This window comes from Plantactinospora sp. DSM 117369 (assembly GCF_053764795.1).
This window is the reverse complement of sequence record NZ_CM132446.1, coordinates 9,113,565-9,129,264: the sequence shown is the minus strand read 5'-3', so window position 1 is coordinate 9,129,264 and position 15,700 is coordinate 9,113,565. Positions and strand designations below refer to the sequence as shown.

General features: G+C 71.9%; 14 protein-coding genes. 10 read left to right on the top strand and 4 right to left on the bottom strand.

Annotation, left to right across the window (positions count from 1 at the left end; genetic code table 11):
* Nucleotides 1-109 precede the first annotated feature (109 nt).
* The 4 genes from moeZ (at nucleotide 110) to ACSMXO_RS39115 (ending at nucleotide 3,527) form a co-directional block, all read left to right on the top strand.
* The gene (moeZ, locus tag ACSMXO_RS39130; RefSeq protein ID WP_455419410.1) at nucleotides 110-1,312 is read left to right on the top strand and encodes an adenylyltransferase/sulfurtransferase MoeZ; all 1,203 of its coding nucleotides are present in this window, start codon (nucleotides 110-112) and stop codon (nucleotides 1,310-1,312) included.
* A 153-nt stretch (nucleotides 1,313-1,465) separates the two neighbouring features.
* Nucleotides 1,466-2,437 carry an ABC transporter ATP-binding protein gene (locus tag ACSMXO_RS39125; protein WP_455415800.1) on the top strand — a complete coding sequence of 324 codons (972 nt, stop codon included), beginning with the start codon at nucleotides 1,466-1,468 and terminating at the stop codon, nucleotides 2,435-2,437.
* Nucleotides 2,434-3,285 (top strand): ABC transporter permease, encoded by an 852-nt coding sequence (locus tag ACSMXO_RS39120; RefSeq protein WP_346257293.1) that lies wholly within the window; start codon nucleotides 2,434-2,436, stop codon nucleotides 3,283-3,285. The genes ACSMXO_RS39125 and ACSMXO_RS39120 overlap by 4 nt, the downstream gene beginning before the upstream one ends.
* Complete coding sequence (locus tag ACSMXO_RS39115; protein WP_346257294.1) at nucleotides 3,285-3,527, top strand: helix-turn-helix transcriptional regulator; 243 nt, start codon at nucleotides 3,285-3,287, stop codon at nucleotides 3,525-3,527. Before ACSMXO_RS39120 ends, ACSMXO_RS39115 begins: the two co-directional genes overlap by 1 nt.
* 322 nt (nucleotides 3,528-3,849) lie before the next feature.
* On the opposite strand, the gene proB is transcribed toward ACSMXO_RS39115, so the two are convergent.
* Complete coding sequence (gene proB / locus ACSMXO_RS39110; protein WP_455415799.1) at nucleotides 3,850-5,040, bottom strand: glutamate 5-kinase; 1,191 nt, start codon at nucleotides 5,038-5,040, stop codon at nucleotides 3,850-3,852.
* 71 nt (nucleotides 5,041-5,111) lie between these two features.
* Between proB and ACSMXO_RS39105 the strand changes: the two genes are divergently transcribed.
* Nucleotides 5,112-5,420 carry an MGMT family protein gene (locus ACSMXO_RS39105; protein ID WP_318396004.1) on the top strand — a complete coding sequence of 103 codons (309 nt, stop codon included), beginning with the start codon at nucleotides 5,112-5,114 and terminating at the stop codon, nucleotides 5,418-5,420.
* Nucleotides 5,421-5,437: 17 nt separating this feature from the next.
* Here ACSMXO_RS39105 and ACSMXO_RS39100 read toward each other — a convergent pair whose 3' ends face one another.
* Entirely contained in the window at nucleotides 5,438-6,085 is a 648-nt protein-coding gene (locus tag ACSMXO_RS39100; protein WP_455415798.1) for a hypothetical protein, read from the bottom strand.
* Between the two features lie 134 nt (nucleotides 6,086-6,219).
* On the opposite strand from ACSMXO_RS39100, the gene ACSMXO_RS39095 reads away from it, so the two are divergent.
* Entirely contained in the window at nucleotides 6,220-7,200 is a 981-nt protein-coding gene (locus tag ACSMXO_RS39095; protein ID WP_346257297.1) for a TAXI family TRAP transporter solute-binding subunit, read from the top strand.
* A 16-nt stretch (nucleotides 7,201-7,216) separates the two neighbouring features.
* Here the strand turns inward: ACSMXO_RS39095 and ACSMXO_RS39090 are convergent, their stop codons facing one another.
* Together ACSMXO_RS39090 and ACSMXO_RS39085 are read right to left on the bottom strand one after the other, a co-directional pair.
* Nucleotides 7,217-8,593: a sensor histidine kinase gene (locus tag ACSMXO_RS39090; RefSeq protein WP_455415797.1), complete on the bottom strand. Its 1,377-nt coding sequence runs from the start codon at nucleotides 8,591-8,593 to the stop codon at nucleotides 7,217-7,219.
* A gap of 12 nt (nucleotides 8,594-8,605) precedes the next feature.
* On the bottom strand, nucleotides 8,606-9,262 hold the full coding sequence (locus tag ACSMXO_RS39085; protein ID WP_432876803.1) for a response regulator: 657 nt from the start codon (nucleotides 9,260-9,262) through the stop codon (nucleotides 8,606-8,608).
* Nucleotides 9,263-9,514: 252 nt separating this feature from the next.
* Here ACSMXO_RS39085 and ACSMXO_RS39080 point away from each other — a divergent pair, with 252 nt between their 5' ends.
* From ACSMXO_RS39080 to ACSMXO_RS39065, 4 genes are all read left to right on the top strand, one after another.
* Nucleotides 9,515-12,082 carry a M14 family zinc carboxypeptidase gene (locus ACSMXO_RS39080; protein ID WP_455415796.1) on the top strand — a complete coding sequence of 856 codons (2,568 nt, stop codon included), beginning with the start codon at nucleotides 9,515-9,517 and terminating at the stop codon, nucleotides 12,080-12,082.
* A gap of 70 nt (nucleotides 12,083-12,152) precedes the next feature.
* Entirely contained in the window at nucleotides 12,153-13,571 is a 1,419-nt protein-coding gene (locus ACSMXO_RS39075) for an MFS transporter (protein ID WP_455415795.1), read from the top strand.
* A gap of 177 nt (nucleotides 13,572-13,748) precedes the next feature.
* On the top strand, nucleotides 13,749-14,246 hold the full coding sequence (locus ACSMXO_RS39070) for a SigE family RNA polymerase sigma factor (protein ID WP_346257347.1): 498 nt from the start codon (nucleotides 13,749-13,751) through the stop codon (nucleotides 14,244-14,246).
* Nucleotides 14,243-15,415 (top strand): hypothetical protein, encoded by a 1,173-nt coding sequence (locus ACSMXO_RS39065; RefSeq protein WP_455415794.1) that lies wholly within the window; start codon nucleotides 14,243-14,245, stop codon nucleotides 15,413-15,415. Before ACSMXO_RS39070 ends, ACSMXO_RS39065 begins: the two co-directional genes overlap by 4 nt.
* Nucleotides 15,416-15,700 lie beyond the last annotated feature (285 nt).

Sequence of the window (15,700 nt, the reverse complement as noted above, 5' to 3'; positions counted from 1 at the left end):
GCTCCCGGATTTCGGGCAGGTGTTTCAGCTCATGGTCTATTCGCGCTCCGGCGAGGAACAATGGCCGGACATGCCACTGTCGATGCGCTCAGCCGCCGGCTGAGCGAGGATCCGAACCGGGGAGTCCACCGTGTCACTGCCCCCGCTCGTCGAGCCCGCCGCCGAGCTGACCGTTGACGAGATCCGCCGTTACTCGCGCCACCTGATCATCCCGGACGTCGGGGTCGAGGGGCAGAAGCGGCTGAAGAACGCCCGGGTGCTCTGCGTGGGTGCCGGCGGCCTCGGCTCGCCCGCCCTGATGTACCTGGCCGCGGCCGGGGTCGGGACGCTCGGCATCATCGACTTCGACACCGTCGACGAGTCGAACCTCCAGCGGCAGATCATCCACGGCCAGTCGGACGTCGGCCGGCCGAAGGCCGAATCCGCGGCGGCGAGCATCCGCGAGATCAACCCGCTGGTGCGGGTCGAGATCCACAACACCGCACTGGACCGGGACAACGTGCTGGAGATCTTCGCCCAGTACGACCTGATCGTCGACGGTACGGACAACTTCGCCACCCGCTACATGGTCAACGACGCGGCCGTACTGCTCGGCAAGCCGTACGTCTGGGGGTCGATCTACCGGTTCGACGGGCAGGCGTCGGTGTTCTGGGCCGAGCACGGCCCCTGCTACCGCTGCCTCTACCCGGAGCCGCCGCCGCCCGGCATGGTGCCGTCCTGCGCCGAGGGCGGGGTGCTCGGGGTGCTCTGCGCGTCGATCGGCTCGATCCAGGTCACCGAGGCGATCAAGCTGCTGACCGGGATCGGCGAGCCGCTGGTCGGCCGGCTGACGGTCTACGACGCGCTGGAGATGTCGTACCGGAAGATCAAGGTCCGTAAGGACCCGAACTGCGCGCTCTGCGGGGAGAACCCGACCGTCACCGAGCTGCTGGCCGACTACGAGGACTTCTGCGGCGCGGTCTCGCCGGAGGCCGAGGAGGCGGTGGCCGACTCGACCATCACGGCCCGGGAGCTGAAGGAGTGGCAGGACGCCGGCAAGGACATCTTCCTGGTCGACGTCCGGGAGCCGGCCGAATACGAGATCGTCCGCATCCCCGGGGCGACGCTGATCCCGAAGGGTGACATCCTCTCCGGTACGGCGCTGGCCTCGCTGCCGCAGGACAAGCAGATCGTGCTGCACTGCAAGTCCGGGGTGCGCTCCGCCGAGGCGCTGGCCGCGGTGAAGGCCGCCGGTTTCCGCGACGCGGTGCACGTCCAGGGCGGGGTGCTCTCCTGGATCAAGCAGATCGACCCCTCGTTGCCCGCCTACTGAACCGACTCCGCACCGGGCCCGGCCCGGTACCCCGATGCGGGGCAGCTCCCTCCCGGAGCTGCCCCGCATCGCGCTTTTGGCAATACTCTTGCTCTGTTGTGTAGTAGATGTACTATCCCTTCGCGTAGAGGTTGGGCGAGGGGGTGTAGATCTATGACCATCGCCGAGACTCCGGGCCGGACCTCCGAGCCCGCCGGGTCGCCGGTCGAGCAGCCCGTGCTGGACGTCCGTGATCTGCGGATGCGCTACGGCAGCACCGATGTGCTGACCGGCGTCACGTTCACGGCCCGGCCCGGCGAGGTGCTGGCGTTGCTCGGTCCCAACGGTGCCGGCAAGACGACCACCATCGAGATCCTGGAGGGGTTCCGGATGCGGTCGGCCGGCGAGGTCGCCGTGCTCGGCGTGGACCCGGCACACGGGGACGAGCGGTGGCGGGCCCGGCTGGGCGTGGTGCTCCAGTCCTGGCGCGACCACGCCAAGTGGCGGGTACGCGAGCTGCTCGGCCACCTCGGCTCGTACTACCTGCCCTACTCGACCGACCAGATCCGCCGGCCGTGGGACGTCGACGACCTGATCGACGCCGTCGGGCTCAACCCGCACGCCACCAAGCGGGTCGGCCAGCTCTCCGGCGGGCAGCGGCGGCGGCTGGACGTCGCGATCGGCATCGTCGGCCGCCCCGAGTTGCTCTTCCTCGACGAGCCCACGGCCGGGTTCGACCCGGAGGCCCGGCGCGAGTTCCACGACCTGGTGCACCGGCTCACCGACCTGGAGCAGACCACGATCCTGCTCACCACGCACGATCTGGACGAGGCCGAGAAGCTGGCCGACCGGATCCTGATCCTGGCCGGCGGCTCGATCATCGCCGACGGCTCGGCGGACCAACTCTCCCGGCGGATGTCCTCGGAGGCCGAGGTCAAGTGGAGCCGGGACGGGCAGCGGTTCGTGCACGCCACCACCGATGCCACCACGTTCGTCCGGGAGTTGTTCCAGCAGTACGGCGACGGCGTCGCCGACCTGGAGGTCCGGCGAGCGAGTCTGGAGGACACCTACATGGCGCTGGTCCGGGGATTCGAGTCCGGCCGGAGCCTCGCCGCGCTGCGCGAGTTCGAGGAGGCGGGCCGGTGAACCCCACGGTGATCGCCCTCCGGGCCGGGGTACGGCGTGGCGGGATCGAGGTGCGGCAGAGCCTGGTGAGCGTGCAGGACCTGTGGAACTACTTCTTCCCCAACCTGGCGTTCCTGGTCGTCATGTTCTTCATGCGGGACGCCACGGTGCCCGGCACGAACTTCTCGCTCGGCGCCCGTACGCTGCCCAGCGTGCTCGGCGGCGGGCTGGCGTTCGGGGCGCTGGTGACCATGATGATGGCCCTCACCGTCGAACGCGAGGACGGCACCCTGCTGCGGGCCAAGGCGATCCCGAACGGCATGCTCGGCTATCTGGTCGGCAAGGTGGTGCAGGTCTCCGGGATGACGCTGATCAGCTCGGTCATCCTGGTGGTCCCGGGAGTGTTGCTGGTGGACGGCGTGGAACTGCGCGGCCCCGGCGCCTGGCTGACCCTGCTCTGGGTACTCGTACTCGGCCTGGTCGCCTGCCTGCCACTCGGTGCGATCCTCGGCTCACTCTTCGCCAACCCCCGCAACGTCGGGGTCATCATGCTGCCTATCATGGGCCTCGTCGCGACCTCCGGGATCTTCTATCCGATCACCACCTTCCCGGTCTGGTTGCAGTGGATCGGCCAGGCGTTCCCGGTCTACTGGCTGGGCCTGGGCACCCGTTCGGCACTGCTGCCGCACGAGCTGGCGGCGGTGGAGATCGGCGGGTCCTGGCGACACCTGGAGACGTTCGGCATGCTCGCCGGCTGGGCCGTGCTGGGCCTGGTGGTGGCGCCGATCGTGTTGCGCCGGATGGCCCGGCGGGAATCCGGTTCGAGCGTCGCCGCTCGGAAGGAGAAGGCGATGCAGAGGATCAACTGATGAGCGAGGCGATCTACAACCGCATCGCGGTGCTCCGGGCCGAGCGCGGGATCTCCCGGCGGGACCTCGCCGAGGCGCTCGGGGTGCACTACCAGACGATCGGTTACCTGGAGCGCGGTGAATACAACCCGAGCCTGCACCTGGCGCTGCGGATCGCGCAGTACTTCGAGGTCTCGGTGGAGGTGGTCTTCTCCACCGAGCCCTTCCCCCGGATCGGCGCCGCCGAACGGGCCACGGCCTGAGCCGCCGGGCTGCCAGGACGGCATCGCCGGCCGGCACCACTGCGGTGCGTGCACTGTCGAGCTGCCCCGCTTGTGCTCCCACTCGCCGGTTGCCCCGTCCCTGCACCCAGCTCGACAGCGTGGTGAGCGGGCACCCCGGAGCCGGCCGGTCCGGTGCCCCGTCCCTGCACCCAGCTCGACAGCGTCGTGAGCGGGCACCCCGGAGCCGGCCGGTCCGGTGCCCCGTCCCTGCACCCAGCTCGACAGCGTCGTGAGCGGGCACCCCGGAGCCGGCCGGCCCGGTCGGGAACAGCGGTGCCGCGGGCACCGGCCGGTCAGCGGATCAGACCAGCAGCACGAGGTCGTCGCGGTGCACGACCTCGCGCTCGTAGCCGGGGCCGAGGGCGGCGGCGAGTTCCGAGGTGGAACGGCCGAGCAGGCCGGGCAACTCCACCGCGTCGTAGTTGACCAGTCCACGGGCGACCGCCGACCCCGCGTCGTCCACCAGGTCGACCGGATCACCGGCGGTGAAAGTGCCGTCCACCGCCGTGATCCCGGCCGGCAGCAGGGACTTGCGCCGGGCCACCACCGCCTGTACCGCACCGGGGTCCAGGTGCAGCCGTCCCCGGGGGGAGGTCGCGTGGGCCAGCCAGAAGAGCCGGGCCGCCGGGCGTTGGCGTACCCGGTGGAAGAAGGTGCCGACCGGCTCGCCGGCCAGCGCCGCGGGCGCCAGCGGCGCGGCGGTCAGCACCACCGGGATGCCGAAGCCGGTCGCGATCCGGGCCGCCTCCACTTTGGTCACCATGCCGCCGGTGCCGACCCCGGCCCGGCCGGCCCGGCCGATCGCCACCTCGGCGAGATCCTGCTCGTCGCGGACCTCCTCGATGCGTACCGTGCCGGGGCGGGCCGGGTCGCCGGTGTAGAGCGCGTCCACGTCGGAGAGCAGCACCAGCAGGTCGGCGTGGACCAGTGCGGCCACCAGGGCGGCCAACCGGTCGTTGTCGCCGAACCGGATCTCGTCGGTCGCCACGGTGTCGTTCTCGTTGACGATCGGCACCGCGCCGAGGTCGAGCAGCTTGCGCAGCGTGCGGTAGGCGTTGCGGTAGTGCGCCCGCCGGGTCACGTCGTCGACGGTGAGCAGCACCTGGCCGACCGTACGGGAGTGCCGGGCGAAACCGGCCGAGTAGCGGCCGATCAGCAGGCCCTGCCCGACGCTGGCCGCGGCCTGCTGGGTGGCCAGGTCCCGGGGACGGGCGGCCAGCCCGAGCGGGGCCAGGCCGGCGGCGATCGCCCCGGACGAGACCAGCACCAGCTCCCGCCGGTCCGCCGGGCCGACCCGCTTGCGGCCCGCCCCCGCCGGCCGGGCACCGGGCTCCGCGACCGGGGCGCCGGCCGAACCGTCGGCCAGCCAGCCGGCGAGTACGTCGGCCAGCGCGTCGACCCGCGCCGCATCCAGGCCACCGGCGGCGGTGGTCAGCGAGGACGAGCCGACCTTGACCACGATCCGGCGCGCTGTGGTAACTGCTTCCCGCACCCGCCCATTCTGCGGTGCCCGGGTCGGCCCGCCCCGCCGGCCCGTCCCGTACTCCCATATCGTGGCAGCTCATGACGCCCGAGGAGTACGTCGAAGAGGTGCTCACCCTGGTCGAGCGGATCCCGCCGGGCCGGGTGATGTCGTACGGCGCGATCGCCGACCACCTGGCCGAGCGGTCCGGCCGGGCGTCGGCCCGACTGGTCGGCTCGATCATGGCGCGGCACGGTGGCGGGGTCCCCTGGCACCGGGTGGTCAACTCGGCCGGCCGGCTGCCGCCCGGGCACGAGCGTGAGGCCCGAGCCCGGCTGCGCGCCGAGGGCACCCCGCTGCGCGGCGCCGGAGTCGACATGTCGGCGGCCGACTGGCAGCCGACCGACTGAGGGCGGCGGCCCGGCGGTCAGCTTGCCAGGGGGACCGGCTGGGCGCTGCGGCGCAGGATGCGTTCCTTGTCCGGGCCGCCCGGCACCGTCACCAGCAGGCAACCCGAGCGGGGCGCGACCGAGGCCGGCGAGCCGAGCAGTTGGGCGCTGCGTACCAGCACCGCGGCGAGTTCGGTGTCGCAGATGCGTACCCCGAGGATGGCGGTCCGGACGTGCCGGCCGGCGGCCAGCAGCGCGGCGCGCCAGGCGGCGGCGGCCAGCGCCTGGCGGCGGGCGTTCCGGGGCGCGGACGCGCCGACGGCGGCCGGGTCGAGCAGGGCCGTCCGCCCCTGCCGCCAGCCCATCGACAGTACGGCGGGCTGCCCGGGATCGGTGAGGTGCAGCCGGTGCAGTTCGTAGCGGCGGCGGACGCCGGCGGTGATCCGCTCCGACCGGGCCGGTGTGCCGAGCCGGGCCAGCAGTTCGCCGAGACGAGTGGCGGCAGCCTCCGAGCTGAACTCGGCCACCATCGTGGTCGGCTGCCGCACCCCCTCCACCCGGATGCACCTGATCAGGCATGCCGCCTCGAAGGCATCCGCCAACGAAGCGCGATCCAGCAGGCTGGTTCTGCCAGACGGCCGTAGGGGCGGCCGCGTTGAGGCGTACGCCCCGGTGCTCCAGACCATCTCTGTCGCCCCCCGTAGTCGCGACGACCAACTACTTTCAACGGTGGCCGTTACCGCGCCGAGGCGGTAGACATCCGTTGAAGGCTTGAGCAAAATTTGCGCTGAGTGTCGATCATCGCCGGGGTGGTGGTGGGGTGGGCGGGGCACGGTGGCACCGACGCGTCGGCCGGGGATTGCCCGGCCGGCGGCTCGGCACGCTCGCCGTGACGCTGGCCGTGGTCACTGTCGCGTTGCCGGCCACCGCCGGTTGCACCTCGCGGCCGGCCGAGCCGACCAGGCTACGCATCGCGACCGGCAGTGCCACCGCGGTCTACTACGCCGTCGGTCAGTCCCTGGCCGGCATCCTCAACCGGGAGTTGCCGGACGTCACGGCGAGCGTGGTGGTGACCGCCGCATCGGCGGAGAACGTCTCGCTGGTCTCCACCGGCCGGGCCGAACTGGGCTTCACCCAGGCCGACATCCTGGCCACCGAGCCGGGCGAGGGCACCGGACTGAGCGCCGTCGCCCGGGTCTACGACGACCTGCTGCACCTGGTCACCCTGAGCCAGGAGCCGATTCGGCAGTTGACGGACCTCAGCGGCAAGCGGGTGGCGATCGGCGCGCCGGGCTCCGGCACCGCGGTCACCGCCGAACGCCTGCTCGACGTGGCCAGGGTCGGCGACAAGCTGGCCGAGACGCTCCGGCTCGGCATCGACGACTCGGTCGCCGCGCTGCGGGCCGGCAGGATCGACGCGTTCTTCTTCTCCGGCGGCCTGCCGGTGAAGGCGGTGGCGGACTTCGCCGCCCAGACCCGGGCCCGTTTCGTCGACCTCGGCCAGTGGGTCGAGCCGCTGCGCCAGTCCTACCGTGAGGTGTACGTCCAGCGGGACATCCCCGCCTCGGCGTACGGGTCGGCGCCGGTGACCACGGTGGCGGTGCCCAACTATCTGGTGGTGGCCACCAGCATGCCGGAGCAGCTCGTCTACGACGTGACCCGGCTGCTGATGCAGCGCCGGGACGAGCTGAGCAGCGCCCATCCGGCCGCCGCCCGGCTGAACGTGCAGTCGGCGATCACCACCACCCCGCTGGCGCTGCACCCGGGTGCCGCCCGCTACTACCAGACGCACAAGCCCTGACAGGTACCTGCACCGCTCACGCCTCGCCAGGCCGGAACCAGACGTCGGCGGTGAGCCCGGTCGGTTCGGCGGGACGCATGGTGAGGCGACCGCCGGAGGCGTCGACAAGTACCGCCACGATGGTCAGGCCGAGCCCCGCCCCGTCGATGTTCTGGGTGTCCGGGGCCCGCCAGAAGCGTTCCGTGGAGGATTCGAGCTGGGCACCGGTCATTCCCGGCCCGTCGTCGGTGACCCGGACGACCACGCCGTCGTCGGCGCGGTGCACCGAGACCTCGACCCGGCCGCCGGGACGGCCGAACTTGACCGCGTTGTCGATCAGCGCGTCCAGCACCTGGTCGACGGCGGTACGCACGGCCCGGGCGTGCACCGGGTCGGTCACCGGGGCGAGGGTGAGGGCGATGCCCCGGTGGTTGGCCAGCGGTTGCCAGGCGGCGACCCGGGACTTGGCCACCGCCGCGGCGTCCACCACCACCATGGTGTGCTGGGCCCGTTCGGCGCGGGCCAGGGTGAGCAGCCCGTCGAGTACCTGGGCCAGCCGGTCGGTCTCCTCCAGCGCCAGCTTGTGCTCGTCGCGGCCGTACTCGTCGGTCAGGCTCGGCCCGAGTTCCTCGACCCGCAGCCGCAGCGCGGTCAGCGGGTTGCGGAGCTGGTGGCTGGCGTGCGCGACGAAGGCCCGCTGCCGTTCCAGGGCGTCGGCGACCGCGTCGGCCATCTCGTTGAAGCTGGTGGCGAGCCGGCGCAGTTCGGGCGGACCCTGCTGGGTCGGCACCCGGGCCAAGCCGTCGCCGGCCGCGATGTCGTGGGTCACCACGTCGAGTACGGTCACCGGGCGCAGCACCCAGCCGGCCAGCCGGAACGCCGTCATCACCCCGGCGGAGACCGCGAGCAGCCCGACCGCGGCCAGCGCCGCCCACCAGACGGTGACGGTCCGGCGTACCCGTTCGGTGGCGGAGACGGTGATGACGGCGCCGATCACCTCACCGCCGTCGTTCACCGGTACCGCCACCACCAGCGGGCCGACCTGCCAGGGCCAGAGCACCTCCGGCACGGTCATCTGCCGGCCGGCGAGGGCGCCGAAGATCGCCGTGTCGGTCAGCTCGGAGTCCAGCCGCGGCCCGGCGGGGGCGGCCACCTGACGCCGTTCCCGGTCGATCACCGCGGCGCTGATCCCGTACAGCTCCTGGTAGCGCTGCAACTCGTCGTTGATCGCGCTGACCGCACCGGTACGCAGCGCGGGGCCGGAGAGCGAGGCGAACCGGTTGGCGTCGGCGAGCCGGTCCGCCCGGATCCGTTCGGTCTCCCGGTTGGCGAGGGTGATCGCCAGCGGGGTCTCCAGGGCGAGCAGGACCAGGATCATGAGCAGCGAGTAGCTGAAGACCAGGCGGCGGCGCACGGAGGGCTCCGGTCACTCGGCCCGGAGCCGATAGCCGACACCGCGTACGGTCTGCACCAGGTCGGGGTCGCCGAGCTTGCCGCGCAGCGAGCCGACGTGCACCTCCACGGTGTGCCGGGCGGCTCCGGTGGTCGGCCAGACGTCGAGGACGATCCGCTCGTGCGGGACCACCACGCCCGGCTGCCGGGCCAGCGAGACCAGGATGTCGAACTCCTTGCGGGTCAGCGCGACCCCGGCGCTGCGTACCGTGACCAGCCGGGCGGCGACGTCGATCCAGATCGGGCCGACCTCGACGACCTCCGGTCGGGGCGCGCCGGCCCGGGCCCGCCGGAGCACCGCGACGATCCGGGCCTCCAGCTCGGCCATCGAGAACGGCTTCACCACGTAGTCGTCGGCGCCCATCCGCAGCCCGATCACCCGGTCACGCTCCTCGCCGCGTGCGGTCACCGCGATGATGCCGAGCTGCGCGCTGCGCTGCCGCAGCGCCCGGCACACCTCCACGCCGTCGCCGTCCGGCAGGGTGAGGTCGAGCAGTACCAGGTCGCAGGGGGCGGCGGCGAGCGCGGCGGCGGCGGTGCCGGCCCGCTCCACGTCGTACCCGCGCCGGGACAGGGCGGCGGCCATCGCGCCGGCCACCCGGGCGTCGTCCTCGACCAACAGGATGCGCATGCCGGCCGCTCCTCATCTGTTGTACCAGCCGCTGCGATCATCCCGCATCGACGCGGCTGAACACAGCGCGGCGGAATGCCGGGACACTCAAGATTGGCTCAATTTCCCTGCCTCGATGTTCCCTGAGCTGCGGGGAGAAGCGTTAGATCAACATCATCCGAGTTGGCGCGGCCGCCCCTGCCGGACCTCTTTCCGTCGTACATCGTCGTATGAGGGGGTTTGCTGGTGAACCGAAGGCTCTCCGGAATTGCCATGCCGACCGCGGTCGCGGTCGCGTTGCTGGGCACCCCGTTGCTAACCACGGCGAACGCGGGCGGGGCCACCGCCGCCGGCCGGGTACCCAAGCCGCAGTCGGTGCTCGGCTGGGTGCCGTGCGCCGACTACAAGTTGGCCACCTACGAGCAGATCGCCGACTACTACCACAAGCTTGACCAGGCCAGCGACCGGATGAAGCTGGTCGAGATCGGCAAGACCAGCGAGGGCCGGCCGCAGCTCATGGCCATCGTCTCCGCCGAGGAGAACCTCAAGGCCGAGAACCTGGAGCGGTACCGGCAGACCTCGGTGCGGCTCTCCCAGGGTGACGGGCTCTCCGAGTCGGTGGCCCGGGGGCTGGCGCAGAGCGGCAAGGCGGTCGCCTGGGTCGACTTCGGCATCCACTCCACCGAGGTCGCCGGGCACCAGAGCGCGCCGCAGTTCGCGTACGACCTGGTGACCAGCGAGACGCCGGAGGCCCGGGAGATCCGGGACAACGTCATCACGCTGCTGGTGCCGAACGTCAACCCGGACGGCGGCACCAAGGTCGCCGAGTGGTACCGGCAGAACCTGGGCGGTCCCTACCAGGACGCCGGCTACCCGGAGCTGTACCAGAAGTACGCCGGGCACGACAACAACCGTGACTGGTACATGTTCAACCTCCAGGAGACCCAGAACGTCGGCCGGCAGCTCTTCCACGAGTGGCTGCCGCAGATGATGCACAACGTGCACCAGACGGCGGTCTTCCCGGCCCGGATCAGCATCCCGCCGTTCGAGGACCCGCTGAACCCGAACATCCACCCGCAGGTGGTTCGGGGCGTCAACATCGTCGGCGACGCGATGGGGCAGCGGCTGGAGCGCGAGGACAAGGTCGGCGCGCTGGCCCGGCAGCAGTACGACATCTGGTGGAACGGCGGCGCCCGGACCTCGCCGTACTACCACAACCAGGTCGGCATCCTGACCGAGACCGCGCACGCCTCGGCGACCCCGAGGGTGTACGACCCGAAAGATTTCCCGGCGACGTTCGCCGACGGCACCTCGACCAGCAAGCCGTCGGTGTTCTACCCGAGCCCGTGGCAGGGCGGCGAGTGGCACCTGTCGCAGAGCTGCGACTACATCAAGACCGCCTCCTGGGCGATGCTCCGGCTGGCCAGCGACGACCGTGAGGGCTGGCTCTACGGCGCGTACCAGATGGCCCGGGACGGCGCCCGGGACGGTGCCGGCGTCACCTACGTGATCCCGGCCGACCAGGCGGACTTCCCGACCGCGACCAAGCTGGTCGACAAGCTGCGCTGGAACAACATCCGGGTCGAGCAGGCACTCAGTTCGTTCAAGGTGGGCAAGCGGACCTACCCGGCCGGCAGCTACCTGGTCCGGGAGGCGCAGCCCTACCGGGCGGCCGTGCTGGACCTGCTGAACCCGCAGGTCTACCCGGACCGCCGGCTCTATCCGGGCGGCCCGCTGGAGCCGCCGTACGACATCACCGGCTACACCCTGTCGTTCCAGATGGGCGTCAGCGTCGACAAGCTCGACCGGAACGTCCGGGTCAGCACCACCGAGGTCGGCTGGCCGAAGGTACCGACCGGGGTGGTGGCCGGGGCACCGAAGCACGCGTACGCGCTCGACCCGCGGGTCAACGACAGCGCGACCGCGGTGAACGCGCTGCTGGCGGCGGGGGAGAAGGTCTCCCGCAGCACCGGTGAGGTGACCACCCGCACCGGCAAGCTGCCGGCCGGCACCTTCCTGGTGCGGACCGGTCCGCAGACCGCCGAGCGGGTCACCGCGCTCGCCACCGAGCTGGGCCTGACCATCGCGGCGGTGGACGCCAAGCCGGCCGGTACGAAGGCGCTGTCCGCGCCCCGGATCGGCCTGTACGACGGCTTCAACAACTACGACGAGGGCTGGACCCGGCTGATCCTGGAACAGTTCCGGTTCGGCTACTCGAAGCTGACCAACGCGGCGGTGCGCGCCGGTGACCTGCGGGCGAAGTACGACACCATCGTGCTGCCCGACGCCACCTACAACTCGATCCGCAACGGCCGGGCGGCCGGCTCGCTGCCGGAGGCGTACACCGGCGGGATGACCGACGCGGGCATCGCCAACCTCAAGGCGTTCGTCGAGGCCGGCGGCACGCTCGTCACGCTGAACCGGGCCGCCCAGTTGCCGATCCAGGCGTTCGGGGTGCCGGTGCAGGACGTCACCGCCGGGGTCGAGGAGACCGAGCTGAACATCCCCGGCTCGGTGCTGAACCTGAACGTCGACGCCAGCGACCCGGTCGGGGCCGGCTTCGCCCCGACCGCCTCGGCATTCGTGGCGGACGGCCCGGCGTTCGAGGTCACCGAGGGCGCCAAGGGCGTCTCGGTGGCGGCCACCTGGCCGACCAGCAACCTGCTCAAGAGCGGTTTCCTGCTCGGCGAGGACGTCATCGGCGGCAAGGCCGCCGTGGTGACGGCGAAGGTGGGCGAGGGCCAGGTGGTACTGCTCGGCTTCAAGCCGCAGCACCGGGCCCAGTCGCACGGCACGTACCGGCTGCTGTTCAACGCGATGTACCTGGGCGGTCAGCGCTGACCTGACCCGGGTGGCCGGTGGCCGGTCGGCGGATACGTCGACCGGCCACCTTCGCGTACGTTCCCGGGCCATGGACGTCGTGCCCGGCACTCGCGCCGGTTCCACCGGAATCCCGCCCCGGGCCGCCCTGCCGCGCCGGGTGCACGCCGGGTACGCCCTCGGTTCACTGGCCACCGGCGCCTTCGGCACGGTGCCCGGCCTGGTGCTGCTGCCGTACCTGACCGACACCCTGGGCGTGGCCGCCGGGCTGGCCGCCCTGCTGGTGCTGCTGCCGAAGGCCTGGGACGTGCTGGTGAACCCGGTCGCCGGGCGGATCTCCGACCGGACCCGGTCCCGCTGGGGCGCCCGCCGGCCGTACCTGCTCGGTGGTGGGCTCGGCCTGGCCGCCCTCTTCGCCGCCATCTTCGCGGCGCCGTTCCCGCCCGGCCCGGCCGCCGCCGGGTACGTCGCGCTGGCGTTCCTGCTCACCGCGACCGCGTTCGCCTTCTTCCAGGTCCCGTACGTCGCCATGCCGGCCGAGCTGACCGACGACTACACCGAGCGGACCCGGCTGATGACCTGGCGGGTGGCGGTACTGGCGCTGGCCATCCTGATCTCTGGCGCACTCGCCCCGGTGGTGGTGACCGCCGGTGGCGACGGCGTACCCGGGCACCGCTGGCTGGGGCTCTTCGTGGCGGTGCTGATCGCGGCCGGCGCGGTCGGCGCGTTCCTCGGCACCCGGGCCGCCCCGACCGGGGCGGTGGTGGCGAGCGAACCGAGCCTGCGGGCCCAGCTCGCGGTCGCCGCCGCCAACCGGCCGTTCCGGCTGCTGCTGGTCTGCTTCGTGGTCCAGGCGGCCGGCATTGCGACCGTGCTGGCCGGGGTCAACTACTTCGCCGCGCACGTGCTGCGCGATCCGGAGACCGGCCCGACGCTGCTCTTCGGATGTTTCGTCGGCCCGGCGCTGCTGGTGATGCCGCTGTGGAGCCGGGCCGGTGCCCGGCTGGGCAAGCCCCGGGCGTTCACCGTGGCGTCGCTGCTCTTCGCGGCCGGCGCGCTGGCCCTGGTCGCCGCCCCGGTGCTGCCGGCCCCGGCGGTCTATCTGGTGGTCGCGGCGATCGGCTGCGGGTACGCCGGTCAGCAGGTGTTCGGGATGGCGATGCTGCCGGACTGCATCGCGTACGACACCGCGCGCACCGGCCGCCGCCAGGCCGGCGTCTTCACCGGGCTGTGGACGGCCGGCGAGACGTTCGGGCTGGCCCTCGGGCCGGGCATCTACGGTCTGGTACTGCAACTGACCGGCTACGTCTCCTCGTCGACCGGCCAGGCGGCGGCCCAGTCCGGCACCGCCCGGGCGGGAGTGCTGGTCGGCTTCACCGTGCTGCCGGCCCTGCTGGTCGGGCTGGCCCTGCTCACGATGCGCGGCTACGACCTGACGCCGCAGCGGTTGGCGCGAGCTGAACGGTTTCGACCCGTCGCAGGTTGTCCCGATCCAGAGTCAGGTTCATGACTGGGAATGACCTTCGTCGGCGGTAACCCCGGAGCGAGCGGGGGGACGTTTATACACGTGTCCACCGCCGCGCGCAGGCAATCGCCCCAGTTTCTTCGACCGGAGTTGTCCATGACCCGAGCCATGACCGGGGTCGCCCCTGTGGGCGCCACCGCCCGATCGCCTGTGGCGGAGCAGATGACCAACGACTTCGATTCCTTCTTTCGGGGCCGGGCGCCAGCGTTGCTGCGCACGGCGTACCTGCTGACCGGTGACCGGCACCTGGCCGAGGATCTGGTCCAGGACGCGCTGGCCCGGACGTTCCGGGCCTGGCGTCGCCTGGCTGACGGCGGCAACCCGGAGGCGTACGCCCGCCGCGTCATGTACCACCTCCAGGTGAGCGTGTGGCGTCGGCGCCGGGTAGCCGAGACCATGCCGGGCGATCTGCCGGAACGTCACGACCACGCCGACTACGCACACAACACGGTGGAGCGGTTAGCGCTGCGCCGGGCGTTGCAGGCCCTGCCGGTACGGCAGCGCGCCGTCATCGTGCTGCGGTACTTCGAGGACTACAGCGAGGCGGAGACCGCCGACGTCCTCAACTGTCGGATCGGCACGGTGAAGAGCCACACCGCCCGCGCCCTGCGACGACTCCGTGAACTGCTGCCCGAGATCGACCTTGGGGTGACCCGATGAACGACCTGAACAGCCGGCTCACCGGCTTGGCGGACGAGATGACCGACACCGACTACACCGCGCTGCGAGCCCGGGTGAACAGCACCGCCCGCCGTCTCGGTCACCGCCGGGCCGCCGGCACCTCCGTCGCCGCCCTGGCCCTGGCCGGGGTGGCCACGATCGGCGGGCTCCAGTTGGCGCCGCAGGCCGGGCTCACCCCAACGCCCGCCGGTTCGTCCAGTGTGGTCAGCCCGCCGGCGCCGTCGGCGTCGGCCACCCCCACCCCCTCGGCCCAGGCGACCCCATCGACCACCGCCACCACCAACGTCCCGCCGCGCAGCGAGCCCAGCCATGTCCCGGGCCGACTGGTCTATCTGCGGGTCGGTGCCGAGATCGAGGTCGTCACGGTGACCGACGGCGTGGCCCGTACCACGAACTTCGGCCCCCGTAAGTTCGGCGACCAGGTCGCGGCCGTCGCGCCGGACGGCAGCAAGGTGGCCCTGGTCCATCCGGCCAAGAGCATCAGCGAATACCCCGGCGACCTGGTCATCGTCCAGCCCGGGGGCAAGCGGAAGGTGGCGCGACAGCACGTCTCCTGGGGCGGCGGCAACGGGCCGGTCTGGATGCCGGACTCGCGCCGGCTGCTGATCGGCGTCACCACTATGGACGGCGACACCGCCACCGGGCAGTCCTACGGCTACCTCGACACCGTCACCGGCGGATACGACGATCTCGGACTCGACCGCTTCCCGACGTACCTGAGCTGGGCGGCCAACGGTGCCTACCGGGTGCACGCCACGGGCGACACCCTGGTGATCGCCCGACCGGACGGCAGGGTGGTACGGCGGACCAGCCTCGCCGGCCAGCCGGAGTGCGGGCGCGGGCAGTGCCCGTTCGCGGTGCAGGCCATCTCGGACGACGGCCGGTACGTGGCCACCGCGATGGGCAACAGCGACCCGAAGCGGGTCACCGGGGCGCGGTTCGTCCTGGACACGGTCACCGGCAAGCGGATCAACGTGCCGAACTCCGTACGGGGAGTCACGGAGATCTTCTTCCGGCCGGACAACAGCCTGGTCGTGCAGGCCTCGGACCGTCTCTACCTGGTCGACCTGGACGGAACCGTCACCGCCACGATCGACCGGCCGGATCCGACCAACCAGGCGGACCTGGCGGCGTACCACGCCCGCTGACCGAACCAGAGCACCTGAACCAGCACTGCGCGGCGCCGGACCTGCTCCGGCGCCGCGCTGTCGGTTTCGTCGACCTCGCTGGCGGAGGTCTGTATTGCCGATCGGTGCGGCATCGTCGCTGTCCATCAAGAGGTTCTCGGGGATCAAACTGACGCTGGTCACCCCGCAGGGTCGGCTGGTCCACGGTGGGCTGGCGGGTGATCTGCCGCCACAGGCCGGCGACGATGGCACGGAATCGAGCCGCGCACCGCGTCCCAACAGGGGCAATCGGCGCGGTGCCGGCTG